The following is a 23611-nucleotide window of genomic DNA, read 5'->3' as shown; positions in this document are numbered from 1 at the left end:
ACCGATGACGACGAAGATCGCGTACGACGACGTCGAGGTCGGCACCGAACTGCCGGCCCAGAGTTTCCCCGTGACCCGCGCCACCCTGGTGCGGTACGCGGGAGCCTCCGGGGACTTCAACCCCATCCACTGGAACGAGAAGTTCGCCAAGGAGGTGGGTCTGCCGGACGTCATCGCGCACGGCATGTTCACCATGGCCGAGGCGATCCGCGTGGTCACCGACTGGACCGGCGACCCCGGCGCGGTCGTCGAGTACGGCGTCCGCTTCACCAAGCCCGTCGTCGTCCCGAACGACGACCAGGGCGCCCTGATCGAGGTCAGCGGCAAGGTCGCGGCCAAGCTCGACGACAACACCGTGCGCGTGGACCTCACGGCCATGAGCGACGGCAAGAAGGTGCTCGGGATGTCCCGGGCGGTCGTACGCCTGGCCTGACCCGCTCGTACCGAGTAAGGGGCGTCCTCCATTGCGAGGCGCCCCTTACGCATGCCCGTCCGGTGTCCTCGCGCGGGCCCGCGGTCGACCGGGCTGTCGGTGGCGTCTCGTAGTCTTGGGCGCGTGCAGGAACTCCACGACGCCCCCCTCGCCCCGCTGACCACCTTCCGGCTGGGTGGTCCCGCGACCCGGTTGGTCACCGCCGAGACCGACGCCGAGGTGATCGCCGCCGTCCGCGAGGCGGACGACAGCGGCACACCGCTGCTGATGATCGGCGGCGGCTCGAACCTGGTCATCGGCGACAAGGGCTTCGACGGCACGGCCCTGCGCATCGCCACGCGCGGGTTCGAGCTCGTCGGCACGCGCCTGGAGCTGGCGGCCGGCGAGGTGTGGACCGACGCCGTCGCCCGCACCGTCGAGGCCGGGCTCGCGGGCGTCGAGTGCCTCGCCGGGATCCCCGGCTCGGCCGGCGCGACGCCGATCCAGAACGTCGGCGCGTACGGCCAGGAGGTCTCCTCGACGATCACCGAGGTGATCGCGTACGACCGCCACGAGGGCAGGACGGTCACCCTCACGAACGAGGAGTGCGCCTTCTCGTACCGCCACAGCCGCTTCAAGGCCGACCCCGCGCGCTACGTCGTGCTGCGCGTCCGCTTCGAGCTGGAGGACGCCGCCGGGCTCTCGGCGCCCGTCAAGTACGCCGAGGCGGCCCGCGCCCTCGGGGTCGAGCCGGGCGACCGGGTGCCGCTCGGTGCCGCGCGCGAGACGGTGCTGAAGCTGCGGGCCGGCAAGGGCATGGTCTTGGACGCCGAGGACCACGACACCTGGTCGGCCGGGTCCTTCTTCACCAACCCGATCCTCACGCACGAGCAGTTCGCCGCGTTCCACGCGCGCGTGCGCGAGCGGCTCGGCGACGGCGTCGAGCCGCCCGCCTACCCCGCGGGGGACAGCCACACCAAGACCTCGGCGGCCTGGCTGATCGACAAGTCCGGCTTCACCAAGGGGTACGGCACCGGGCCCGCCCGCATCTCCACCAAGCACACCCTCGCCCTCACCAACCGGGGCGGGGCCACCACCGAGGACCTCCTCGCGCTGGCCCGCGAGGTCGTCGCCGGCGTCCACGAGGCCTTCGGGATCACGCTGGTCAACGAACCGGTGACGGTGGGCGCGAGCCTCTGAGGCACCGGGGGCCGGGTTCCGGGGCAGTCGGCGTGCCTCCGGCGCACCCGGCCCGAGCCTCCACCGTCTCCTAATACGCCACCCCCACCCCCTGCTTGACCGTCCCCGGGTCGTCCGCCATCGCCAGCATCGCGTGGGCCACGTCCGTGCGTGCCAGGAAGCGGCCCTTGGCGGGAGTGCCGCCGACGACGGTGCGGTACGCGCCGGTGAGGGGCTTGTTCTGCAGGCGCGGCGGGCGCACCGCCGTCCAGTCCGTGCTGCTGCGCGCCAGCTCGGCCTCCATCTCCCGCAGGTCGTCGTAGACGTCCTTCAGAGCCGCGGAGACGATGCGCCGTACGGTGCGGTCCAGCAGGCCGTCGCCCTCCGGCTCGGGGCCGACGGGCGCGGCGCTGACCACCAGCAGCCGCCGCACCCCCTCCGCCTCCATGGCGGCCAGGATCGTACGGGTCATCCGGGCCGTCACCCCGTCGGCCTTGCGGTTGCGCGAGCCCAGGGCGGACAGCACCGCGTCCCGCCCGGCGACGGCGGCGCGGAGCGCCTCCGGGTCGGTGAGGTCGGCGCGGAACACCTTCAGGCGCGCGCCGGTCACCTCCAGGCGTGCCGGGTCGCGCACGACGGCCGTGACCCGGTGACCGGCGGAGAGCGCCTGGCGGGCTATCTCCCCGCCGACTCCGCCGGTGGCGCCGAAGACGGTGAGGTTCATGCCGTTCTCCCGGCCCCGGGTGTGCTCCCGCCCCGTGCCGTGCTCGCCGTCCTTGCCGTCCCTGCCGTACTCCCGATCCATGGCCCGCTCCCGGTCTCGGATGTAGTGGGTGAGTACTCACTCACCCTGTCTCTCTCCTAGAGTGAGTAAGCAATCACCCACCCGTCAAGAATGAATGGAGCGGCCATGGGACGCTTGGGCGTCATGGAGCAGAAACCGGCCCGCATCCGCATCCTCGACGCCGCTCACGAGCTGATGCTGACCGTCGGGCTCGCCCGGGCCACCACCAAGGAGATCGCCAGGGCGGCCGGCTGCTCCGAGGCGGCGCTCTACAAGTACTTCACCAGCAAGGAGGAGCTGTTCGTCCGCGTGCTCACCGAGCGCCTGCCGCAACTGGCTCCCCTGCTGCGCAGCCTCGCCGCCGAGCCGGGACAGGGCACCCTGGAGGAGAACCTCACCGAGATCGCCCGCCAGGCCGCGCTCTTCTACGAGCAGAGCTTCCCGATCGCCGCCTCCCTGTACGCCGAGACGCAGCTCAAGCGGCGGCACGACGACGCGCTGCGGCAGATGGGCGCGGGACCCCACAGGCCGATCGAGGGCCTCGACGCCTACCTCCGCGCCGAGCGGACCGCCGGGCGCGTCCGCCCCGACGCCGACACCTTCGCGGCCGCCTCCCTGCTGCTCGGTGCCTGCGCCCAGCGCGCGTTCGCCTACGAGGCGACCGAGACGGGCGCGCTGCCCGAGGTGGAGGACTTCGCGCGCCGCCTGGCCCGGACGCTGCTGGGCGGAATCTCCGTTGCGGACGCCGCCGCCCGGCCAGCACCCTGGAGTGCGTGAACAACCCCGACCACCCCGGCCATCACTCCGCCACGCGCCCGTGCGGCTGAGACTGAGCGAGTTCCGGCCCAGGACGGGCCCGTACGAGCACCGGGTCGTCCAGCCCCGGCAGCCCCTGCGCCACACCTCGCTGCGCGCCCCCGACCCCATCGGTCTGCTGCTCGGCGACCACGACGGGCTCAGCCGCCTCGCGGGCCTGTTCTCGTTCGCCGCCTACTCACGCCACACGATCGTCCATGTGCCGCTGCGGGACGGGGTGTTGCCCGACGAGGGCGTCGGGGAACCGGTCGACCTCGTCCTGGTCCACCACACGTACGGACTGCGCCCCAGCGCCTGGCCCCGGCTGCGCCGCGCGCTCACCACCGGCGCCCCGCTGACCGTCCGCACCGACGAGGCGCGCACGGCGCGGGACGCCGCCGCCCGGCGCCGGCGCCAGGAACGCGCGGACTCCCGGAACGAGCTGCGGCACGCCACCCACGCCCGCACGTTCTTCCTGTTCGGCGGCCGGGACCTCTTCGCCGAGGCGGCCATGTCCTTCGCCCACGCGGCGGGCTGGGGGCCGCGTCACAAGAGGGTCGCCCAAGGGCACTCGGCACTGATGGCGGGTCTGCCGAGTCTGGTCCAGCCGCCCGGCGGCGGGCACCCCGTCGAGGTCCTGATCTGCTTCAAGCCCTACCCGCCCTACGCCCACTTCAGGAGACCGGGCGCCCGACCCAGTCGTCCACGCCCTCCAGCAGCTTCGCCTTGACGTCCGCCGGTGCCGCCGAACCCCTCACCGACTGCCGGGCCAGTTCCGCCAGTTCCGCGTCCGTGAAGCCGTGGTGCCGGCGCGCCAGTTCGTACTGGGCGGCCAGGCGGGAGCCGAACAGCAGCGGGTCGTCGGCGCCCAGGGCCATGGGGACGCCGGCCTCGAAGAAGGTCCGCAGCGGGACGTCCTCCGGCTTCTCGTAGACGCCCAGCGCCACGTTCGAGGAGGGGCACACCTCGCAGGTCACGCCCCGGTCCGCCAGCCGCTTCAGCAGCCGCGGGTCCTCCGCAGCGCGAACGCCGTGCCCGATCCGCGAGGCGTCCAGGTCGTCCAGACAGTCCCGCACCGACGCCGGGCCGGTCAGCTCGCCGCCGTGCGGTGCCGCGAGCAGGCCGCCGTCCCGGGCGATCGAGAACGCCCGGTCGAAGTCCCGCGCCATGCCCCGCCGCTCGTCGTTCGAGAGCCCGAAGCCGACCACGCCCCGGTCCGCGTAGCGCACCGCGAGCCGGGCCAGCGTGCGCGCGTCCAGGGGGTGCTTCATGCGGTTGGCGGCCACCAGGACGCGCATCCCCAGGCCGGTGTCCCGGGACGCCGTCTCCACCGCGTCCAGGATGATCTCCAGCGCCGGGATCAGGCCGCCCAGGCGGGGCGCGTACGACGTCGGGTCGACCTGGATCTCCAGCCAGCCCGAGCCGTCCTTCAGGTCCTCCTCGGCGGCCTCGCGGACCAGCCGCCGGATGTCGTCCGGCTCGCGCAGGCAGGAGCGTGCCGCGTCGTACAGCCGCTGGAAGCGGAACCAGCCCCGCTCGTCCGTCGCCCGCAGTCTCGGCGGCTCCCCGCTGGTCAGCGCCTCCGTCAGGGCGTCGGGCAGGCGCACGCCGTACTTGTCGGCCAGTTCGAGCAGGGTGGCGGGCCGCATCGACCCGGTGAAGTGCAGGTGCAGATGGGCTTTCGGCAGCTCAGAGACATCACGTACACGCTCCATTCCAGGATCCTGCCGTACGTTCCCGTCGTCCCGGTAGCTCTTTCCTCGAACGTGGTCTTGCTCGCACGCCCACACGAAGAAGCGGGCCGCCTCCCCGGAGGGAAACGGCCCGCCACGCGTGCGTGCGGCGCGAGAACACCCGCGCGTGCGGCGCGAGGACGCCGGTGGCGTCAGTCGCGCGCCTCCGCGAGCAGCTTCTGGATCCGGCTCACGCCCTCGACGAGATCCTCGTCACCGAGCGCGTACGAGAGCCGCAGGTAGCCGGGGGTGCCGAAGGCCTCGCCCGGGACGACCGCGACCTCGGCCTCGTCCAGGATCAGCGCGGCCAGCTCGACCGAGTTCTGCGGGCGCTTGCCGCGGATCTCCTTGCCGATCAGGGCCTTCACCGACGGGTACGCGTAGAAGGCGCCCTCGGGCTCCGGGCAGAGCACGCCGTCGATCTCGTTGAGCATCCGCACGATCGTCCGGCGGCGGCGGTCGAAGGCCTCGCGCATCTTGGCCACGGCCTCCAGGTCGCCGGAGACTGCGGCCAGGGCGGCGACCTGCGAGACGTTGGCGACGTTCGAGGTGGCGTGCGACTGGAGGTTCGTCGCGGCCTTGATCACGTCCTTCGGGCCGATGATCCAGCCCACGCGCCAGCCCGTCATGGCGTACGTCTTCGCCACACCGTTGACCACGATGCACTTGTCGCGCAGCTCGGGCAGGACCGCCGGCAGCGAGGTGAACGTCGCGTCGCCGTAGACCAGGTGCTCGTAGATCTCGTCCGTCATGACCCACAGGCCGTGCTCGACGGCCCAGCGGCCGATCGCCTCGGTCTGCTCGGCGCTGTAGACCGCGCCGGTCGGGTTCGAGGGGGAGACGAAGAGGACGACCTTCGTCTTCTCCGTGCGGGCCGCCTCGAGCTGCTCCACGCTGACCCGGTAGCCGGTGGTCTCGTCGGCGACGACCTCGACCGGGACGCCGCCGGCCAGGCGGATCGACTCCGGGTACGTCGTCCAGTACGGGGCCGGGACGATGACCTCGTCGCCCGGGTCCAGGATCGCGGCGAAGGCCTCGTAGATGGCCTGCTTGCCGCCGTTGGTGACCAGGATCTGGGCCGGGTCGACCTCGTAGCCGGAGTCGCGCAGCGTCTTCGCGGCGATGGCGTTCTTCAGCTCGGGCAGACCGCCGGCCGGGGTGTAGCGGTGGTACTTCGGGTTCTTGCAGGCCTCGACCGCGGCCTCGACGATGTAGTCGGGGGTCGGGAAGTCGGGCTCACCCGCGCCGAAGCCGATCACCGGACGCCCGGCGGCCTTGAGGGCCTTGGCCTTGGCGTCCACGGCGAGGGTGGCGGACTCGGAGATCGCGCCGATTCGGGCGGAGACCCGGCGCTCGGTGGGAGGGGTAGCAGGGCTCATGGGGCCCATCGTTCCAGACCGGAAATGCCCCCGGCACGCGGGTTTCACAGACTGAACAGCATCGGACCGACTCCTGAACAGGCGTCCGGATACGCCCTCCGGCCAGGACGATCTTCCGTTCCGGGTACCGGTACCGGCACTTTCTGTTCGACGACTGGCCCGCAACCACGTACACTCTCACCTCGTTGGCCTTCAGCAGCCGCGGTACAGCCGGTGCACACCGAGCACCCGGTCGGATGCGGTAAGTTGGGGGAAACGCTCAAAGGGTCGTAGCTCAATTGGTAGAGCACCGGTCTCCAAAACCGGCGGTTGGGGGTTCAAGTCCCTCCGGCCCTGCTACACACACCGCCAGGATGTGTGCGCATGTACGTACAGCATTGCACCGCCGTGCGGCTCAGAACCGGGCGCGGCACGGCCATGACCCGGGATCAGGTGAGGAAGCATGACGGACGCCGTGGGCTCCATCGACACGCCTGATGCTCAGGACGAGGTATCGGAGACCAAGAAGGCCCGCAAGGGTGGCAAGCGCGCCAAGAAGGGCCCGCTGAAGCGCCTCGGGATCTTCTACCGCCAGATCATCGCGGAACTCCGTAAGGTCGTCTGGCCGACGCGCAACCAGCTGACGTCGTACACCACGGTGGTGATCTTCTTCGTCGCCATCATGATCGCGCTGGTGACCGTGATTGACTATGGGCTCAACCACGCCGCCAAGTACGTCTTCGGCTGAGCCAGGAGCGAAGGGCGCCGTGGTACCGGCGCCCCTTTTCGCATGTTCCACCTCTATGTATCCAGGAAGAAGCAGCCATCGTGTCTGACCCGAACCTGAACGACGCCATTGAGCCTCGCGGGGAAGCCGCCGAGTCGGCGGATGACGAGCTCGACATCGTCGAGGGCGCGGACGAGCAGGACGAGTTCGAGGCTGCCGAGGCCGAGGCGGGGGAGGCGGCCGAGGAGGCCGCGCTGCACGTCGAGGATGAGGCCGACGAGGTTGCCGAGGACGACGAGGTCGATGAGGCCGACGAGGCCGACGAGCACGAGGCCCTGGTCGACGAGGCGGCCGAGGAAGAGCCCGCCGAGCCCGTGGACCCCATCCAGGCCCTGCGCGAGGAACTGCGGATCCTGCCCGGCGAGTGGTACGTGATCCACACGTACGCCGGTTACGAGAACCGCGTGAAGACCAACCTGGAGCAGCGCGCCGTCTCGCTGAACGTCGAGGACTACATCTTCCAGGCCGAGGTGCCGCAGGAAGAGGTCGTCCAGATCAAGAACGGCGACCGCAAGACCATCAAGCAGAACAAGCTCCCGGGCTACGTCCTGGTCCGCATGGACCTGACGAACGAGTCCTGGGGTGTCGTGCGCAACACGCCGGGCGTCACCGGCTTCGTCGGCAACGCCTACGACCCCTACCCGCTGACCCTGGACGAGATCGTCAAGATGCTCGCCCCGGAGGCGGAGGAGAAGGCCGCGCGCGAGGCCGCCGAGGCCGAGGGCAAGCCCGCCCCGCAGCGCAAGGTCGAGGTCCAGGTGCTGGACTTCGAGGTCGGCGACTCGGTCACCGTCACCGACGGCCCGTTCGCCACGCTGCAGGCGACCATCAACGAGATCAACCCCGACTCGAAGAAGGTCAAGGGCCTGGTGGAGATCTTCGGCCGCGAGACGCCGGTCGAGCTCTCCTTCGACCAGATCCAGAAGAACTAGTTCCCTCTGGACGAAATGCTTCCGTGCAGGTCAGGCGGGCTGTCACAGCCGGTCTGACCTGCGCGGTTTTTGGCCGCGCATCCATACCCGTTATCGTTGTGCGGTATGCCTGCGTCCGGGTGGTTCCCGGAAGCGGGCAGGACCCGAATCGAAAGGACCCGGAGAGCTATGCCTCCCAAGAAGAAGAAGGTCACGGGGCTCATCAAGCTCCAGATCAACGCCGGTGCGGCGAACCCGGCCCCGCCGGTCGGCCCCGCGCTCGGCCAGCACGGCGTCAACATCATGGAGTTCTGCAAGGCCTACAACGCCGCGACCGAGTCGCAGCGCGGTTGGGTCATCCCGGTGGAGATCACGGTCTACGAGGACCGTTCCTTCACCTTCATCACCAAGACCCCGCCGGCCGCGAAGATGATCCTCAAGGCCGCTGGTGTCGAGAAGGGCTCTGGCGAGCCGCACAAGACCAAGGTCGCCAAGATCACCGAGGCGCAGGTCCGCGAGATCGCCCAGACCAAGCTTCCCGACCTGAACGCCAACGACCTGGACGCCGCGTCGAAGATCATCGCCGGCACCGCCCGCTCCATGGGCATCACGGTCGAGGGCTGAACCCCACCTTCGTAGAACCCCCGTGGTAGGGCCTGCTCGGCCCGTACACCACGACTCCTTCAGAACCCACAGGAGCAAGTTGTGAGCAAGCGCAGCAAGGCTCTCCGCGCTGCGGACGCCAAGGTCGACCGGGAGAAGCTGTACGCCCCGCTCGAGGCCGTCCGTCTCGCCAAGGAGACCTCCACGACCAAGTTCGACGGCACCGTCGAGGTCGCCTTCCGTCTGGGTGTCGACCCGCGTAAGGCCGACCAGATGGTCCGTGGCACCGTGAACCTGCCGCACGGCACCGGCAAGACCGCCCGGGTCCTGGTCTTCGCGACCGGTGACCGTGCTGCGGCCGCAGAGGCCGCGGGCGCCGACATCGTCGGCTCCGACGAACTGATCGACGAGGTGTCGAAGGGCCGTCTGGACTTCGACGCCGTCGTCGCCACCCCGGACCTCATGGGCAAGGTCGGCCGCCTCGGCCGCGTCCTCGGCCCCCGTGGTCTGATGCCGAACCCGAAGACCGGCACCGTCACCCCCGACGTGGCCAAGGCCGTCACCGAGATCAAGGGCGGCAAGATCGAGTTCCGCGTCGACAAGCACTCGAACCTGCACTTCATCATCGGCAAGGCGTCCTTCGACGACGCCAAGCTGGTGGAGAACTACGGCGCCGCGCTGGAGGAGATCCTCCGTCTGAAGCCGTCCGCCGCCAAGGGTCGCTACATCAAGAAGGCCGCCATCACCACCACGATGGGCCCCGGCATTCCGGTCGACCCGAACCGCACCCGTAACCTCCTCGTCGAGGAGGACCCGGCCGCCGTCTGAGCCTGAGCTCACCCTGGTAGCCGCGTCAGGTACGCGTCAGAACAAGGGCGGGTCCCGGAACCTTTCGAGGTACCGGACCCGTCCTTTTCTGTGTCCGGACTCTTCTCGTACGGACACCAGGGGCCCGCGCCCGCGTGCGGGGGCCGCGACAAAGACACAGGGGTGGGACGAATGACGAGCACGACCGTGCGCCGGGTGACCCTCTCGATCGCGGTGGTGACCGCTCTGACGGGAGTGGCCGCCTGCGGCGCCTCCGGCTCCTCCGGCGGTTCGGACAAGGGCGGCAAGGACTCGGGCCGGACGGTGAACATGAGCCCCGTCGCGGCCCTGCGCAACGCCGAGAAGTCCACCGACAAGGCCGAGTCGGCCAAGGTGCGCTCCACGACCACCATCGGCTCCGTGATGGGCATGTCGGCCGACGGCGCCCTCAGCTGGGGCGACGGTCTGACCGGCAACCTGACCATCACCTACACGGGCGGCACGATGGCCGAGTCGATGCGCAAGCTCGGCTCGTCCTCGATGGAGGCCCGCTACCTGCCGGACGCCTACTACGCCAAGATGAGCGACAAGTTCGCCCAGCAGGCCGGCGGCAAGCACTGGATCCGGTACGACTACGACGCCCTGGCCAAGCTCGGCGGCGGTTCCGGCGCGTTCATGAAGGACCAGATGCAGAACACCACGCCGAACCAGTCGGTGAAGCTGCTGCTGGCCTCCGGCGACGTGAAGAAGGTCGGCGAGGAGAAGGTCTCCGGCGAGAACGCCACGCACTACGCGGGCACCGCCAACGTCGCCGACCTGGCCGGCAAGAGCAGCAACCTCAGCGCCAAGCAGATGGACGACCTGAAGAAGCAGCTCACCCAGGCCGGGGTCACCACCGAGACCGTGGACATCTGGGTCAACGACCAGAACCTGCTGGTCAAGGCGATCGTGAAGGCCGACATGGCGGCCGGCAAGATGACCCAGACCGCGTACTACAGCGACTACGGCACGAAGGTCTCGGCCGAGAAGCCCCCGGCGAGCGACACCAGGGACTTCACCGACCTCATGAAGAGCACGGGAACCGTGGGCTCCGGCGCGGGATCCGTGGGCTCCGGCACCGGTTCCTGAATCCCCGGCACCGACTCCTGAACTCCCGGCACCGGCACCGGACTTCACCGCCACCACCGCCCCGGGAAATCAGCGGCACGCGCGGAACCCCCTGGGGTACGCTCCCGATCTTGCCGTGCGCCGACCACGCACGGCGGAGCGTTTCCTGGGGGGATTCCAATGAGGCATGCCATGCGTGTTCCACTCGCCTTCCTGCTCCTCGCCGCCGGCGCCGCCGGCTGCGCGGACACAGGTGTGGAGCGGTCCTCGGACTCGTCGGCCGCGCGGGCCGTCCTGCGGGCCGTGGCGAAGACCGAGGACGCCCCGTCCCTGCGCTACCGGATGACCGGGAGGCTGCCGGAGGACGGGCGGGTCCGCGCCGACGGAGTCGTCGGCACCGCGCCACGGGTCGCCGCGGTCAAGCAGTCCGGCCTGAGCGGCGACAACCGCGGCGAGTTCGAGATGCGTCTGGTCGACCGAGTGCTCTACCAGCGCATGGGCAAGCAGCAGGTGCACGGCAGGCACTGGGCCGGCTTCGGCCCGAGAGCCAGGTTCCTCTCCGGCTCCGGCCTGAAGATGGACACCAGCGCGATACGCGACCAGACCGGACGCAACCCGGCCCGCGAGGCCGCCTTCCTGGCCGCCGCCGACGACGTACGACGGGTCGGCGGCGAGAAGGTCGCCGGGACCGCCACCACGCACTACGCGGGCACGGCCACCCTCGACACCGTACGCGCCTGGCTCAAGGACCGGGGCAACGGCCCGGGGCGCGGCCAGACGACCCTCAAGATGTACCAGGGCATGGGCGTCGACGAGCTCACCATCGACGTGTGGGTCGGCTCCGACGACCGCGTCAAGCAGCACCGCACCCGGGGCTTCGGGCGCCACGGCGAGCTCGATCTGACCGTCGTCCTGCGCGACTTCGGCAAGCCGGTGTCCGTCCAGGCACCGCCCGCCGGGGACACGGTCGACCTGAGCAGGCCCGCGAGGAAGGGCCGCGGCTGAGTCCCGTACGGGCCGATTTGCTTGACCGCGTCCAGGTCCCGTACTCTCCTACAGAAGCCAAAGACCGCTGGTCGTTGCCGCACGTTCGCAAGAAGGTGCGGTGGCCGAAGGATCCGCTGAAAAGTGGGCGACCCGCGCAGGTGTCAGTGGAAGTGCTCCCGGAGTTCGCCGCCTCAAGCGCGCGTTGATCCGGTAGAGCTACGCCCCGTGCGCCTGCGCCGGGGCGTTTCGTTTACCTCAGCCCCTTCCGAGCGGTCTCATCACCCGGAAGGAGGCCGACGCTCTATGGCAAGGCCCGACAAGGCTGCCGCGGTAGCCGAGCTCGCGGAGCAGTTCCGCAGCTCGAACGCCGCCGTGCTGACCGAGTACCGGGGTCTCACCGTGGCGCAGCTCAAGACGCTGCGTCGTTCGCTCGGTGAGAACGCCCAGTACGCCGTGGTGAAGAACACGCTGACCAAGATTGCGGCCAACGAGGCCGGGATCACGACGCTCGACGACCTGTTCAACGGTCCGACGGCGGTCGCCTTCGTCACCGGTGACCCGGTGGAGTCGGCGAAGGGTCTTCGTGACTTCGCCAAGGACAACCCGAACCTCGTCATCAAGGGCGGTGTCCTTGAAGGCAAGGCGCTGTCCGCCGACGAGATCAAGAAGCTTGCGGACCTTGAGTCCCGCGAGGTTCTGCTCGCCAAGCTGGCGGGCGCCTTCAAGGGCAAGCAGACTCAGGCTGCTCAGGTCTTCCAGGCGCTCCCGTCGAAGCTCGTCCGCACCGTGGACGCTCTTCGCGCCAAGCAGGGCGAGCAGGGCGGTGCCGAGTAACTCGGCTCGCGCATTGACCGCCGCCTGAGGCGACGGTCGTAGCGGGCCGAACGTACGCCCGCCATACATGTACATCCGGCACCAGCCGAATTAGTGGAAGGATCGCCACCATGGCGAAGCTCAGCCAGGAAGACCTGCTTGCGCAGTTCGAGGAGATGACCCTCATCGAGCTCTCCGAGTTCGTGAAGGCCTTCGAGGAGAAGTTCGACGTCACCGCCGCCGCCGCGGTCGCCGTTGCCGCTCCGGGTGCCCCGGGCGCCCCGGTCGAGGCCGTCGAGGAGAAGGACGAGTTCGACGTCATCCTCACCGGTGCCGGCGACAAGAAGATCCAGGTCATCAAGGTCGTGCGTGAGCTGACCTCGCTGGGTCTGAAGGAGGCCAAGGACCTCGTGGACGGCGCTCCGAAGCCGGTCCTCGAGAAGGTCGCCAAGGACGCCGCCGAGAAGGCCGCCGAGTCCCTCAAGGGCGCCGGTGCCTCGGTCGAGGTCAAGTAAGACCTCCCTGGAGTCTCCGCGACTCTCTCCGCGCGCTGAATACGGCCTCCTAGGGCTGTAACGCGAACGCACCGAAGGGCGATCATCCATCCGGGTGGTCGCTCTTCGGCGTTCCTGGGAGGTCGGCCACGGTTACCTTGCGGCCGTGACGGCGAGGGGTAAGGTGATCTTCGTCGTGTCCCCGGCGCCTCGGGTTCGGGCTGGGGGGCCTTGACGAACCGCACGCAGCGCGCAATTCTCAGGACGCGTCGTCACAAGGATCCGAATCCGAGGCATGGATCGACGGCGAAGAGGGCAGTATCAACGTGCGTTGAGGGCAGGCAGGACGCAGGCGTTGAGGACAACGAGGGTCTCTGAAAATCGGGACTGGACATCAGTGTGCCGAGTGGCTACACTGACCCTTTGCGCTGCCTGTTAGCTGTCCCCTGCCCGTCACCAGGGGTCTGCCCTCACCCGAGCATCGATGACCAAGTAGTCCCTGACCTGGGATCTTTGTCTCCGTGCGAAGGAGAGGGGCCGGCACGCGCGTAGTGAGTCCGAGCCCTCGGAAGGACCCCCTCTTGGCCGCCTCGCGCAATGCCTCGACCGCGAATATGAACAACGGCGCCAGCACCGCCCCGCTGCGCATTTCCTTTGCAAAGATCAAGGAGCCTCTTGAGGTTCCGAACCTGCTCGCGCTGCAGACCGAGAGCTTCGACTGGCTCCTCGGCAACACCGCCTGGCAGAGTCGGGTCGAGGAGGCTCTGGAGAACGGTCAGGACGTCCCCACCAAGTCCGGTCTGGAGGAGATCTTCGAGGAGATCTCCCCGATCGAGGACTTCTCCGGGTCGATGTCGCTGACGTTCCGGGACCACCGCTTCGAGCCGCCGAAGAACTCGATCGACGAGTGCAAGGAGCGCGACTTCACGTACGCCGCGCCGCTCTTCGTCACGGCCGAGTTCACCAACAATGAGACCGGTGAGATCAAGTCCCAGACGGTCTTCATGGGCGACTTCCCGCTCATGACGAACAAGGGCACGTTCGTGATCAACGGCACCGAGCGTGTCGTGGTGTCGCAGCTGGTCCGTTCGCCCGGTGTCTACTTCGACTCCTCCATCGACAAGACGTCCGACAAGGACATCTTCTCCGCCAAGATCATCCCGTCCCGGGGTGCCTGGCTGGAGATGGAGATCGACAAGCGCGACATGGTCGGTGTCCGCATCGACCGCAAGCGCAAGCAGTCCGTGACCGTCCTCCTGAAGGCGCTCGGCTGGACGACCGAGCAGATCCTCGAGGAGTTCGGCGAGTACGAGTCCATGCGCGCCACCCTGGAGAAGGACCACACCCAGGGCCAGGACGACGCGCTGCTCGACATTTACCGCAAGCTGCGTCCGGGCGAGCCCCCCACGCGTGAGGCCGCGCAGACGCTTCTGGAGAACCTGTACTTCAACCCGAAGCGTTACGACCTCGCCAAGGTCGGCCGCTACAAGGTCAACAAGAAGCTGGGTGCGGACGCTCCGCTCGACGCGGGTGTCCTGACCGTCGAGGACGTCATCTCGACGATCAAGTACCTGGTGAAGCTGCACGCCGGCGAGACCGAGACGGCCGCGGACAACGGTCAGACGATCGTTGTCGAGACGGACGACATCGACCACTTCGGCAACCGTCGTCTGCGCAGCGTCGGCGAGCTCATCCAGAACCAGGTCCGCACCGGTCTGGCTCGTATGGAGCGCGTCGTGCGCGAGCGCATGACCACGCAGGACGTCGAGGCGATCACGCCGCAGACCCTGATCAACATCCGGCCGGTCGTCGCCTCCATCAAGGAGTTCTTCGGCACCAGCCAGCTGTCCCAGTTCATGGACCAGAACAACCCGCTGTCCGGGCTGACGCACAAGCGTCGTCTGTCCGCGCTCGGCCCGGGTGGTCTGTCCCGTGAGCGGGCCGGCTTCGAGGTCCGTGACGTGCACCCCTCGCACTACGGCCGCATGTGCCCGATCGAGACGCCCGAAGGCCCGAACATCGGTCTGATCGGCTCGCTCGCCTCCTACGGCCGGGTCAACGCGTTCGGTTTCGTCGAGACCCCGTACCGCAAGGTCGTCGACGGCCAGGTCACCGACGAGGTGGACTACCTGACCGCCGACGAAGAGGACCGCTTCGTCATCGCGCAGGCCAACGCCACCCTCACGGACGACCTGCGGTTCGCCGAGAACCGCGTCCTGGTCCGCCGTCGTGGCGGCGAGGTCGACTACGTCGCCGGTGACGACGTGGACTACATGGACGTCTCGCCGCGCCAGATGGTGTCGGTCGCGACCGCCATGATCCCGTTCCTCGAGCACGACGACGCCAACCGTGCCCTCATGGGCGCGAACATGATGCGTCAGGCCGTTCCGCTGATTAAGTCGGAGGCCCCGCTCGTCGGTACCGGCATGGAGTACCGCTCCGCCGTCGACGCCGGCGACGTGGTCAAGGCCGAGAAGGCGGGTGTGGTCCAGGAGGTCTCCGCGGACTACATCACCACGGCCAACGACGACGGCACGTACATCACGTACCGCCTGGCCAAGTTCGCCCGTTCCAACCAGGGCACCTCGGTCAACCAGAAGGTCATCGTCAACGAGGGCGACCGGATCATCGAGGGCCAGGTCCTCGCCGACGGTCCGGCCACCCAGCACGGCGAGATGGCGCTGGGCAAGAACCTGCTCGTGGCGTTCATGCCGTGGGAGGGTCACAACTACGAGGACGCGATCATCCTGTCGCAGCGCCTCGTGCAGGACGACGTCCTCTCCTCGATCCACATCGAGGAGCACGAGGTCGACGCCCGTGACACCAAGCTCGGCCCCGAGGAGATCACCCGGGACATCCCGAACGTCTCCGAGGAGGTCCTCGCCGACCTCGACGAGCGCGGCATCATCCGCATCGGTGCCGAGGTCGTCGCCGGTGACATCCTCGTCGGCAAGGTGACCCCGAAGGGTGAGACCGAGCTGACCCCCGAGGAGCGTCTGCTGCGCGCGATCTTCGGTGAGAAGGCCCGTGAGGTCCGTGACACCTCGCTGAAGGTGCCGCACGGCGAGATCGGCAAGATCATCGGCGTCCGCGTCTTCGACCGCGAGGAGGGCGACGAGCTTCCCCCCGGTGTGAACCAGCTTGTGCGCGTGTACGTGGCGCAGAAGCGCAAGATCACCGACGGTGACAAGCTCGCCGGCCGTCACGGCAACAAGGGTGTCATCTCCAAGATCCTGCCGATCGAGGACATGCCGTTCCTGGAGGACGGCACCCCGGTCGACATCATCCTCAACCCGCTGGGTGTCCCGTCCCGAATGAACCCGGGACAGGTCCTGGAGATCCACCTCGGCTGGCTCGCCAGCCGCGGCTGGGACGTCTCCGGCCTGGCGGACGAGTGGGCGCAGCGCCTCCAGGCGATCGGCGCCGACTCCGTCGCTCCCGGCACCAACGTCGCGACACCGGTCTTCGACGGTGCGCGCGAGGACGAGCTCGCGGGTCTGCTGCAGCACACCATCCCGAACCGCGACGGCGAGCGCATGGTGCTCCCGACCGGTAAGGCGCGGCTGTTCGACGGCCGTAGCGGTGAGCCGTTCCCGGACCCGATCTCGGTCGGCTACATGTACATCCTGAAGCTGCACCACCTGGTCGACGACAAGCTGCACGCCCGCTCGACCGGTCCGTACTCGATGATCACCCAGCAGCCGCTGGGTGGTAAGGCGCAGTTCGGTGGTCAGCGCTTCGGTGAGATGGAGGTGTGGGCGCTGGAGGCGTACGGCGCCGCCTACGCCCTCCAGGAGCTGCTGACCATCAAGTCCGACGACGTCACGGGCCGCGTGAAGGTCTACGAGGCCATCGTCAAGGGCGAGAACATCCCCGAGCCCGGCATCCCCGAGTCCTTCAAGGTGCTCATCAAGGAGATGCAGTCGCTCTGCCTGAACGTGGAGGTGCTGTCCAGCGACGGTATGTCCATCGAGATGCGTGACACCGACGAGGACGTCTTCCGCGCTGCGGAGGAGCTCGGCATCGACCTGTCCCGGCGCGAGCCGAGCAGCGTCGAAGAGGTCTGACGGGAGTCCGGCGGGGCCCTTACCCACAGGGCCCCGCCGACCCCCAGGCCCCCGTTTCAGACCACAGACTTACGACCCTGAGAGGGATTGACGCATAGTGCTCGACGTCAACTTCTTCGACGAGCTCCGGATCGGCCTGGCCACCGCGGACGACATCCGTCAGTGGAGCCACGGCGAGGTCAAGAAGCCCGAGACCATCAACTACCGCACCCTCAAGCCCGAAAAGGACGGACTCTTCTGCGAGAAGATCTTCGGTCCGACCCGGGACTGGGAGTGCTACTGCGGCAAGTACAAGCGCGTCCGCTTCAAGGGCATCATCTGCGAGCGCTGTGGCGTCGAGGTCACCCGCGCCAAGGTGCGTCGTGAGCGGATGGGCCACATCGAGCTGGCCGCGCCCGTCACGCACATCTGGTACTTCAAGGGCGTCCCGTCGCGCCTGGGCTACCTGCTCGACCTGGCCCCGAAGGACCTGGAGAAGGTCATCTACTTCGCGGCGTACATGATCACGTACGTCGACGAGGAGCGCCGCACCCGCGACCTGCCCTCCCTGGAGGCGCACGTCTCCGTGGAGCGTCAGCAGATCGAGAACCGCCGCGACGCCGACCTGGAGGCCCGCGCCAAGAAGCTCGAGGCCGACCTGGCCGAGCTGGAGGCCGAGGGTGCCAAGGCCGACGTGCGCCGCAAGGTGCGCGAGGGTGCCGAGCGCGAGATGAAGCAGCTGCGCGACCGTTCGCAGCGCGAGATCGACCGCCTCGACGAGGTCTGGACCCGCTTCAAGAACCTCAAGGTCCAGGACCTGGAGGGCGACGAGCTCCTCTACCGCGAGCTGCGTGACCGCTTCGGCACGTACTTCGACGGTTCGATGGGTGCCGCGGCGCTGCAGAAGCGCCTGGAGTCCTTCGACCTGGAGGAGGAGGCGGAGAAGCTCCGCGAGATCATCCGCACCGGCAAGGGCCAGAAGAAGACCCGTGCGCTGAAGCGGCTGAAGGTCGTGTCTGCCTTCCTGCAGACCTCCAACAGCCCCAAGGGCATGGTCCTCGACTGCGTGCCGGTCATCCCGCCGGACCTGCGTCCGATGGTGCAGCTGGACGGTGGCCGCTTCGCGACCTCCGACCTGAACGACCTGTACCGCCGTGTGATCAACCGCAACAACCGTCTGAAGCGCCTGCTGGACCTGGGTGCTCCGGAGATCATCGTCAACAACGAGAAGCGCATGCTTCAGGAGGCTGTTGACGCCCTCTTCGACAACGGTCGTCGTGGTCGCCCGGTGACGGGCCCCGGCAACCGCCCGTTGAAGTCCCTCAGCGACATGCTGAAGGGTAAGCAGGGTCGATTCCGTCAGAACCTGCTCGGCAAGCGTGTGGACTACTCCGCGCGTTCCGTGATCGTCGTCGGTCCGCAGCTGAAGCTGCACCAGTGCGGTCTGCCCAAGGCCATGGCGCTGGAGCTCTTCAAGCCGTTCGTGATGAAGCGCCTGGTCGACCTGAACCACGCGCAGAACATCAAGAGCGCCAAGCGCATGGTGGAGCGCGGCCGCACGGTCGTGTACGACGTCCTCGAAGAGGTCATCGCCGAGCACCCGGTTCTGCTCAACCGTGCTCCCACCCTGCACCGCCTCGGCATCCAGGCCTTCGAGCCGCAGCTGGTCGAGGGCAAGGCCATCCAGATCCACCCGCTCGTCTGCACCGCGTTCAACGCGGACTTCGACGGTGACCAGATGGCCGTGCACCTGCCGCTGTCCGCGGAGGCGCAGGCCGAGGCCCGCATCCTGATGCTGTCCTCGAACAACATCCTCAAGCCGGCCGACGGCCGTCCGGTGACGATGCCGACCCAGGACATGGTCCTCGGTCTGTTCTTCCTCACCACCGACGGCGAGCTGCGTGACACCAAGGGCGAGGGCCGGTCCTTCGGCTCCACGGCCGAGGCGATCATGGCGTTCGACGCTGGCGAGCTCGCGCTGCAGTCCCCGATCGACATCCGCTTCCCGGTGGGCACCATCCCGCCGCGCGGCTGGACCCCGCCGGCGCAGGAGGAGGGCGAGCCGGAGTGGCAGCAGGGTGACACCTTCCGCCTGCGGACGACCCTGGGCCGTGCGCTCTTCAACGAGCTGCTGCCCGAGGACTACCCGTTCGTCGACTACTCGGTGGGCAAGAAGCAGCTCTCCGAGATCGTCAACGACCTGGCCGAGCGCTACCCCAAGGTCATCGTGGCGGCGACGCTCGACAACCTGAAGGCGGCCGGCTTCTACTGGGCGACCCGTTCCGGTGTCACCGTGGCCATCTCCGACGTCGTCGTTCCCGAGGCGAAGAAGGAGATCGTCCGCGGCTACGAGGCGCAGGACGAGAAGGTCCAGAAGCAGTACGAGCGCGGTCTGATCACCAAGGAAGAGCGCACGCAGGAGCTCATCGCGATCTGGACCAAGGCGACCAACGAGGTCGCCGAGGCGATGAACGCGAACTTCCCCAAGACGAACCCCATCTTCATGATGGTTGACTCGGGTGCCCGAGGAAACATGATGCAGATGCGGCAGATCGCCGGTATGCGTGGTCTGGTGTCGAACGCGAAGAACGAGACCATCCCGCGTCCGATCAAGGCCTCGTTCCGTGAGGGCCTGTCCGTGCTGGAGTACTTCATCTCCACGCACGGTGCTCGTAAGGGTCTCGCGGACACCGCCCTGCGTACCGCCGACTCGGGTTACCTCACCCGTCGTCTGGTGGACGTCTCCCAGGACGTCATCATCCGCGAGGAGGACTGCGGCACCGAGCGCGGCCTCAAGCTCCACATCGCGGAGCGCGGCGCGGACGGCGTCCTGCGCAAGGCGGAGAACGTCGAGACCAGCGTGTACGCACGTGCGCTGGCCGAGGACATCGTCGTCGACGGCGTGGTGCTGGCCCCGGCCAACACCGACCTGGGCGACGTCCTCATCGACGAGCTGGTCAAGCACGGCATCGAGGAGGTCAAGACCCGCTCGGTCCTGACCTGTGAGTCCGCCGTCGGCACCTGCGCCATGTGCTACGGCCGCTCGCTGGCCACCGGCAAGCTGGTCGACATCGGTGAGGCGGTCGGCATCATCGCCGCCCAGTCCATCGGTGAGCCCGGCACCCAGCTGACGATGCGTACCTTCCACACCGGTGGTGTGGCCGGTGACGACATCACCCAGGGTCTGCCGCGTGTCGTCGAGCTCTTCGAGGCCCGTACCCCGAAGGGTGTCGCCCCGATCTCCGAGGCGGACGGCCGTGTCCGTATCGAGGAGACCGAGAAGACGAAGAAGATCGTCATCACGCCGGACGACGGCAGCGACGAGACGGCGTTCCCGATCTCCAAGCGTGCCCGGCTCCTGGTCAGCGAGGGCGAGCATGTCTCGGTGGGCCAGAAGCTCACCGTGGGTGCCACCAACCCGCACGACGTGCTGCGCATCCTGGGTCAGCGTGCCGTCCAGGTCCACCTGGTCGGCGAGGTCCAGAAGGTGTACAACTCGCAGGGTGTGTCGATCCACGACAAGCACATCGAGATCATCATCCGGCAGATGCTGCGCCGCGTGACGATCATCGAGTCCGGCGACGCCGAGCTGCTGCCCGGCGAGCTGGTCGAGCGCTCGAAGTTCGAGCACGAGAACCGTCGTGTGGTCCAGGAGGGCGGTCACCCGGCCTCCGGTCGTCCGCAGCTCATGGGTATCACCAAGGCCTCGCTGGCCACGGAGTCCTGGCTGTCGGCGGCGTCCTTCCAGGAGACGACGCGAGTCCTCACCGACGCGGCGATCAACGCCAAGTCCGACTCGCTCATCGGCCTCAAGGAGAACGTCATCATCGGTAAGCTCATCCCGGCCGGTACGGGTCTGTCCCGCTACCGCAACATCCGGGTGGAGCCGACCGAGGAAGCCAAGGCCGCGATGTACTCGGCCGTCGGTTACGACGACATCGACTACTCGCCGTTCGGCACGGGCTCCGGCCAGGCCGTCCCGCTGGAGGACTACGACTACGGTCCGTACAACCAGTAAGGCGCACGCCTGAACCACTGAAGGGCGGTCACCCCACGGGGTGGCCGCCCTTCGGCGTTGTTCGGGCGTTCTTTCGAGTGATCCAGTTGCGTGGCCGATCGCGGCCGGCGCGCTCCCGGCAGCCGGTGTGCGAAGTTGAGGGCCCGAGCCGGACCGGAGGTGCCCACGCCATGGTGTCTGTGACGGCTCGCGGGATCGCCGTGGCCGCGACGATCGCCGCGGTGGCGGTGACGGCGGGCTGCAAGGACAAGGATCAGGGCCAGGAGTCCGGCGACGGGGTCACGGCACAGCCGTCCTCGTCGGAGTCGGCGCCGGGCATGCCGACCGAAACCGCGACCACCCCCAACGGCGGCGGCTCCCCGGTGGGACACGTCTCCCTCTTCCCGGGCAGCGACTCCGGGGATTCCGGGGACGCGAGCGGTTCGGCGATCGATCTGCCCGGCGCGCAGGTGGGTGAGCCCACGGGCGGAACGGTCTCGATCGAGAACAACACGGACGAGCCCAAGCCCCTTCAGGACATCGCGGCCGGCGGGGACACCGACGGGACCACGGTGATCACCGAGGACGGATGTTCGGGGACGACGCTGCAGCCCGGCGAAACCTGCGAGGTGGGGGTCCAGCACACCGCGTCCCAGCCGGGGCCGTACTCCGCTCAGGTGACCGTGACGACCGCGGCGGGCACCATCACCGTCCCCGTCTCCGGGGAGGCGACCGGGCCCACGACGACCACCCCGGACACGACCACCGCCACGGAGACGGGGACGCCCACGGACACGCTCACGACGCCTGGGCCCACCGATTCCGACACCACGGTCGGCCCGACGCCGGAGCCCGATGAGCCCGGTGAGTCCGATAACACGGACCTCGGCACCCCCTGAGATCCGCCGCTCTCACGAGCCCCGGATCTCCACCCAGACGTTGTCGTTGTCAGGCAGGACCACCACGTCACGGTCGGCGTAGCGCGACGAGGAGGAGACCAGGTAGTAGCGGGTCGGCGACTTCGCGACGATGCGGAAGCCGCGGTATTCGTACCGGTAGGGCCCACTACGGCTGCCCAGGTCGAAGGGGGTGATGTTCTTGGCGTGGTGGGGGAGGGGCATGCGTGAATGCACCACCACCCAGGGGCTGCCCCGGTAACCCCCCTTCGTCTCGGCGATGGCGTTGCCCCGCCCGACCGCCTTCACGTACCGCGCCATGTCGAAGAACAGGCTCATCGTCAGCACCCCGATGAGCAGGGCGCCGCCCGCCAGCCATAGCCGGTCGCCGGTGCGGACCTGCGGGCTCCGCACCTCCGGGCCCTGGCCGAGGCGTAGTTGCACGGCGAAGAAGGCCAGCGTGGCGCCGAGCGCCATCACCAGGCACGGCACGAACTGGCGCGGCCAGCCTCCGGGAAGCGGGAACAGCAGCCGGTCCGAGAAGAAGACCGGGGAGCTCAGCAGCACCATGAGCAGTCCGACGGCGCCCAGCCAGCGGATCGCCGTACGGCGCCGGGCCGCGTGCGCGGGCAGGGCCAGCCGGTGGCCCACCCAGCCGAGCACCAGCAGCACGATGAGGCCGCACATCAGCAGGATCCACAGCGGGAAGAAGATCGCGCTCGCGCTGTTGGCCAGGATGCTCTGGACGGAGAAGCCGAGGTCCTCCGGGAGCACGCCGAGGGCGGTGTAGTACGCCTTGGTGTACACGCTGCCGAAGTAGTAGAGCAGGCCGACGACGACGGTCCCGGGGGCCAGGATGTACGCCGCCTTCTCCAGGGAGCCGAACATCGGCGGGCGTGACGGCGGGCGTGCGGGCTCCTGCGGCGCGGGCATGGCCCCAGTCTGTTCGCCCGGGACCGGGCCCGCACGCGCGGTGGCGCCGCCCGGCTGACTCAGCGGCCGAGCCGCAGATACGGCTCAAGCCGGGACAGCCGGGTGGCGTGGTCGGGGTGGGTGGACAGTAGCCGGGCCATCGGGCCCGGCCGTTCCAGTCGCTGGCCGGCCGCGGCGGCGCTGGCGACCTCGGCGTCCTCCTCGGCCTGCAGTTGGTGGAGCACCTCGGCCATCGGCCGGGCGAAGCCGAGGTCGGCCGCCTGCTGGTCCGCCCGCAGCTCGCCCTGCCGTCCGGCGTAGGCGAGCAGGTACGGCGCGAGGAGCAGCGGCAGCGTCACGTACCAGACGCCGACCACGGCGAAGACCACGAACGTCCCCATGAGCAGCACCAGGAACCCGGTCGCGAGCAGCGAGAACCGGCTGGCCACGTACACCGCGAGGGCCGCCAGGGCCTTGGTGACGGCCCAGGCGATCCGGCCGGGCAGCGAGTACCAGTAGCCGAGCAGCCCCGCCCAGGCGTGACCGCCGGTGTGGTGGCCGAGTTCATGGGCGAGTACGGCGGCGAGGTTGGCGCTCGGGATCTCGTTCAGCGCGTACGTCGTGACACCGACGACGTGTCCGGCGACCGCGGCCGCGTTCAGGTCGTCGCTGTTCTCCACCATCAGTTCGTACGAGCGGGCCTCTATGCCGGCGCGGGCGGTGACCTCGCGCCACACCGGCTCCAGCCGGGTCAGCTCGTAGGCCGTCGGCGTCCTGAGCTTCAGCACCTTGCGGGCGAAGAGGAGTTCGGCGGGCCGGTAGAACACGAGACCTCCACTGGCCAGCCAGCCGAGTACGGCGAGCCACCCGACGACCGTGCCGCCGAGCCACGCGGCCACGGCCCCCACCACGACCCCGCTCACCAGCGCCCCCGGCACATGCACGATCAGCCGCCCCACGGCGGTGGCGTCCGCCCCGCGCTGGTGCGCG

At 68.8% G+C, this 23611-nt stretch carries 20 protein-coding genes and 1 tRNA gene; 16 read left to right on the top strand and 5 right to left on the bottom strand.

The genetic code is table 11. The annotated features are described in order from the left end of the window. Window positions 1-4 precede the first annotated feature (4 nt). The gene (locus IPZ69_RS37495; RefSeq protein ID WP_235459182.1) at window positions 5-433 is read left to right on the top strand and encodes a MaoC family dehydratase; all 429 of its coding nucleotides are present in this window, start codon (window positions 5-7) and stop codon (window positions 431-433) included. Window positions 434-556: 123 nt separating this feature from the next. Next, entirely contained in the window at window positions 557-1612 is a 1056-nt protein-coding gene (locus IPZ69_RS37490) for a UDP-N-acetylmuramate dehydrogenase (RefSeq protein ID WP_235459181.1), read from the top strand. 70 nt (window positions 1613-1682) lie between these two features. Here the strand turns inward: IPZ69_RS37490 and IPZ69_RS37485 are convergent, their stop codons facing one another. Next, entirely contained in the window at window positions 1683-2315 is a 633-nt protein-coding gene (locus IPZ69_RS37485; RefSeq protein ID WP_235459191.1) for an NAD(P)-dependent oxidoreductase, read from the bottom strand. 204 nt (window positions 2316-2519) lie between these two features. Between IPZ69_RS37485 and IPZ69_RS37480 the strand changes: the two genes are divergently transcribed. Continuing rightward, on the top strand, window positions 2520-3152 hold the full coding sequence (locus IPZ69_RS37480) for a TetR/AcrR family transcriptional regulator (protein ID WP_235459190.1): 633 nt from the start codon (window positions 2520-2522) through the stop codon (window positions 3150-3152). 40 nt (window positions 3153-3192) lie between these two features. Further along, complete coding sequence (locus IPZ69_RS37475; protein ID WP_235459180.1) at window positions 3193-3900, top strand: hypothetical protein; 708 nt, start codon at window positions 3193-3195, stop codon at window positions 3898-3900. Here IPZ69_RS37475 and IPZ69_RS37470 read toward each other — a convergent pair. Both IPZ69_RS37470 and IPZ69_RS37465 read right to left on the bottom strand, forming a co-directional pair. After that, on the bottom strand, window positions 3845-4885 hold the full coding sequence (locus tag IPZ69_RS37470; RefSeq protein WP_235459179.1) for an adenosine deaminase: 1041 nt from the start codon (window positions 4883-4885) through the stop codon (window positions 3845-3847). The genes IPZ69_RS37475 and IPZ69_RS37470 overlap by 56 nt on opposite strands. 170 nt (window positions 4886-5055) lie before the next feature. Then, entirely contained in the window at window positions 5056-6282 is a 1227-nt protein-coding gene (locus IPZ69_RS37465) for a pyridoxal phosphate-dependent aminotransferase (RefSeq protein ID WP_235459178.1), read from the bottom strand. Window positions 6283-6545: 263 nt separating this feature from the next. Between IPZ69_RS37465 and IPZ69_RS37460 the strand changes: the two genes are divergently transcribed. From IPZ69_RS37460 to IPZ69_RS37405, 12 genes are all read left to right on the top strand, one after another. Next, window positions 6546-6618 (top strand) — tRNA-Trp (locus tag IPZ69_RS37460). Window positions 6619-6724: 106 nt separating this feature from the next. Next, window positions 6725-7009: a preprotein translocase subunit SecE gene (gene secE / locus IPZ69_RS37455; RefSeq protein ID WP_235459177.1), complete on the top strand. Its 285-nt coding sequence runs from the start codon at window positions 6725-6727 to the stop codon at window positions 7007-7009. Between the two features lie 80 nt (window positions 7010-7089). Next, a complete protein-coding gene (gene nusG / locus IPZ69_RS37450) occupies window positions 7090-7980 on the top strand; it encodes a transcription termination/antitermination protein NusG (RefSeq protein ID WP_235459176.1) in 891 nt (296 codons plus the stop codon). Window positions 7981-8148: 168 nt separating this feature from the next. Continuing rightward, window positions 8149-8583 (top strand): 50S ribosomal protein L11, encoded by a 435-nt coding sequence (gene rplK, locus IPZ69_RS37445; RefSeq protein ID WP_055515278.1) that lies wholly within the window; start codon window positions 8149-8151, stop codon window positions 8581-8583. A gap of 81 nt (window positions 8584-8664) precedes the next feature. After that, window positions 8665-9390: a 50S ribosomal protein L1 gene (gene rplA, locus IPZ69_RS37440; protein WP_235459175.1), complete on the top strand. Its 726-nt coding sequence runs from the start codon at window positions 8665-8667 to the stop codon at window positions 9388-9390. A 171-nt stretch (window positions 9391-9561) separates the two neighbouring features. Further along, a complete protein-coding gene (locus IPZ69_RS37435) occupies window positions 9562-10497 on the top strand; it encodes a hypothetical protein (RefSeq protein WP_235459174.1) in 936 nt (311 codons plus the stop codon). Between the two features lie 171 nt (window positions 10498-10668). After that, window positions 10669-11481, top strand: coding sequence for a hypothetical protein (locus tag IPZ69_RS37430; protein ID WP_235459173.1), 813 nt, complete (start codon window positions 10669-10671; stop codon window positions 11479-11481). 285 nt (window positions 11482-11766) lie between these two features. Next, window positions 11767-12297, top strand: a complete 531-nt coding sequence (gene rplJ / locus IPZ69_RS37425; RefSeq protein WP_235459172.1) for a 50S ribosomal protein L10 — start codon at window positions 11767-11769, stop codon at window positions 12295-12297. A 110-nt stretch (window positions 12298-12407) separates the two neighbouring features. Beyond that, entirely contained in the window at window positions 12408-12791 is a 384-nt protein-coding gene (rplL, locus tag IPZ69_RS37420; RefSeq protein WP_189311905.1) for a 50S ribosomal protein L7/L12, read from the top strand. A gap of 560 nt (window positions 12792-13351) precedes the next feature. Then, window positions 13352-16837 (top strand): DNA-directed RNA polymerase subunit beta, encoded by a 3486-nt coding sequence (gene rpoB, locus IPZ69_RS37415; RefSeq protein ID WP_235459171.1) that lies wholly within the window; start codon window positions 13352-13354, stop codon window positions 16835-16837. Between the two features lie 97 nt (window positions 16838-16934). Next, window positions 16935-20834 carry a DNA-directed RNA polymerase subunit beta' gene (locus tag IPZ69_RS37410; protein WP_235459170.1) on the top strand — a complete coding sequence of 1300 codons (3900 nt, stop codon included), beginning with the start codon at window positions 16935-16937 and terminating at the stop codon, window positions 20832-20834. Between the two features lie 170 nt (window positions 20835-21004). Next, the gene (locus IPZ69_RS37405) at window positions 21005-21712 is read left to right on the top strand and encodes a hypothetical protein (protein WP_235459169.1); all 708 of its coding nucleotides are present in this window, start codon (window positions 21005-21007) and stop codon (window positions 21710-21712) included. Between the two features lie 12 nt (window positions 21713-21724). Here IPZ69_RS37405 and IPZ69_RS37400 read toward each other — a convergent pair whose 3' ends face one another. Together IPZ69_RS37400 and IPZ69_RS37395 are read right to left on the bottom strand one after the other, a co-directional pair. Beyond that, window positions 21725-22642, bottom strand: coding sequence for a hypothetical protein (locus IPZ69_RS37400; RefSeq protein ID WP_235459168.1), 918 nt, complete (start codon window positions 22640-22642; stop codon window positions 21725-21727). A gap of 59 nt (window positions 22643-22701) precedes the next feature. After that, window positions 22702-23611 (bottom strand): M48 family metalloprotease (locus IPZ69_RS37395; protein WP_235459167.1); only part of this gene is annotated, 910 nt, incomplete at its 5' end.

Source organism: Streptomyces olivochromogenes (assembly GCF_021538895.1).
Classification (GTDB): domain Bacteria; phylum Actinomycetota; class Actinomycetes; order Streptomycetales; family Streptomycetaceae; genus Streptomyces; species Streptomyces olivochromogenes_A.
This window is presented reverse-complemented; position numbering and strand designations above follow the sequence as displayed.

Coding starts and splice junctions, on each gene's coding strand:
- IPZ69_RS37485 (WP_235459191.1), bottom strand. CDS start 2,315: ATGAACCTCACCGTCTTCGGCGCCACCGGCGGAGTCGGCGGGGAGATA.
- IPZ69_RS37435 (WP_235459174.1), top strand. CDS start 9,562: ATGACGAGCACGACCGTGCGCCGGGTGACCCTCTCGATCGCGGTGGTG.
- rplJ (WP_235459172.1), top strand. CDS start 11,767: ATGGCAAGGCCCGACAAGGCTGCCGCGGTAGCCGAGCTCGCGGAGCAG.
- IPZ69_RS37430 (WP_235459173.1), top strand. CDS start 10,669: ATGCGTGTTCCACTCGCCTTCCTGCTCCTCGCCGCCGGCGCCGCCGGC.
- IPZ69_RS37405 (WP_235459169.1), top strand. CDS start 21,005: ATGGTGTCTGTGACGGCTCGCGGGATCGCCGTGGCCGCGACGATCGCC.
- IPZ69_RS37465 (WP_235459178.1), bottom strand. CDS start 6,282: ATGAGCCCTGCTACCCCTCCCACCGAGCGCCGGGTCTCCGCCCGAATC.
- rplK (WP_055515278.1), top strand. CDS start 8,149: ATGCCTCCCAAGAAGAAGAAGGTCACGGGGCTCATCAAGCTCCAGATC.
- IPZ69_RS37470 (WP_235459179.1), bottom strand. CDS start 4,885: ATGGAGCGTGTACGTGATGTCTCTGAGCTGCCGAAAGCCCATCTGCAC.
- rplL (WP_189311905.1), top strand. CDS start 12,408: ATGGCGAAGCTCAGCCAGGAAGACCTGCTTGCGCAGTTCGAGGAGATG.
- secE (WP_235459177.1), top strand. CDS start 6,725: ATGACGGACGCCGTGGGCTCCATCGACACGCCTGATGCTCAGGACGAG.
- IPZ69_RS37400 (WP_235459168.1), bottom strand. CDS start 22,642: ATGCCCGCGCCGCAGGAGCCCGCACGCCCGCCGTCACGCCCGCCGATG.
- IPZ69_RS37495 (WP_235459182.1), top strand. CDS start 5: ATGACGACGAAGATCGCGTACGACGACGTCGAGGTCGGCACCGAACTG.
- IPZ69_RS37480 (WP_235459190.1), top strand. CDS start 2,520: ATGGAGCAGAAACCGGCCCGCATCCGCATCCTCGACGCCGCTCACGAG.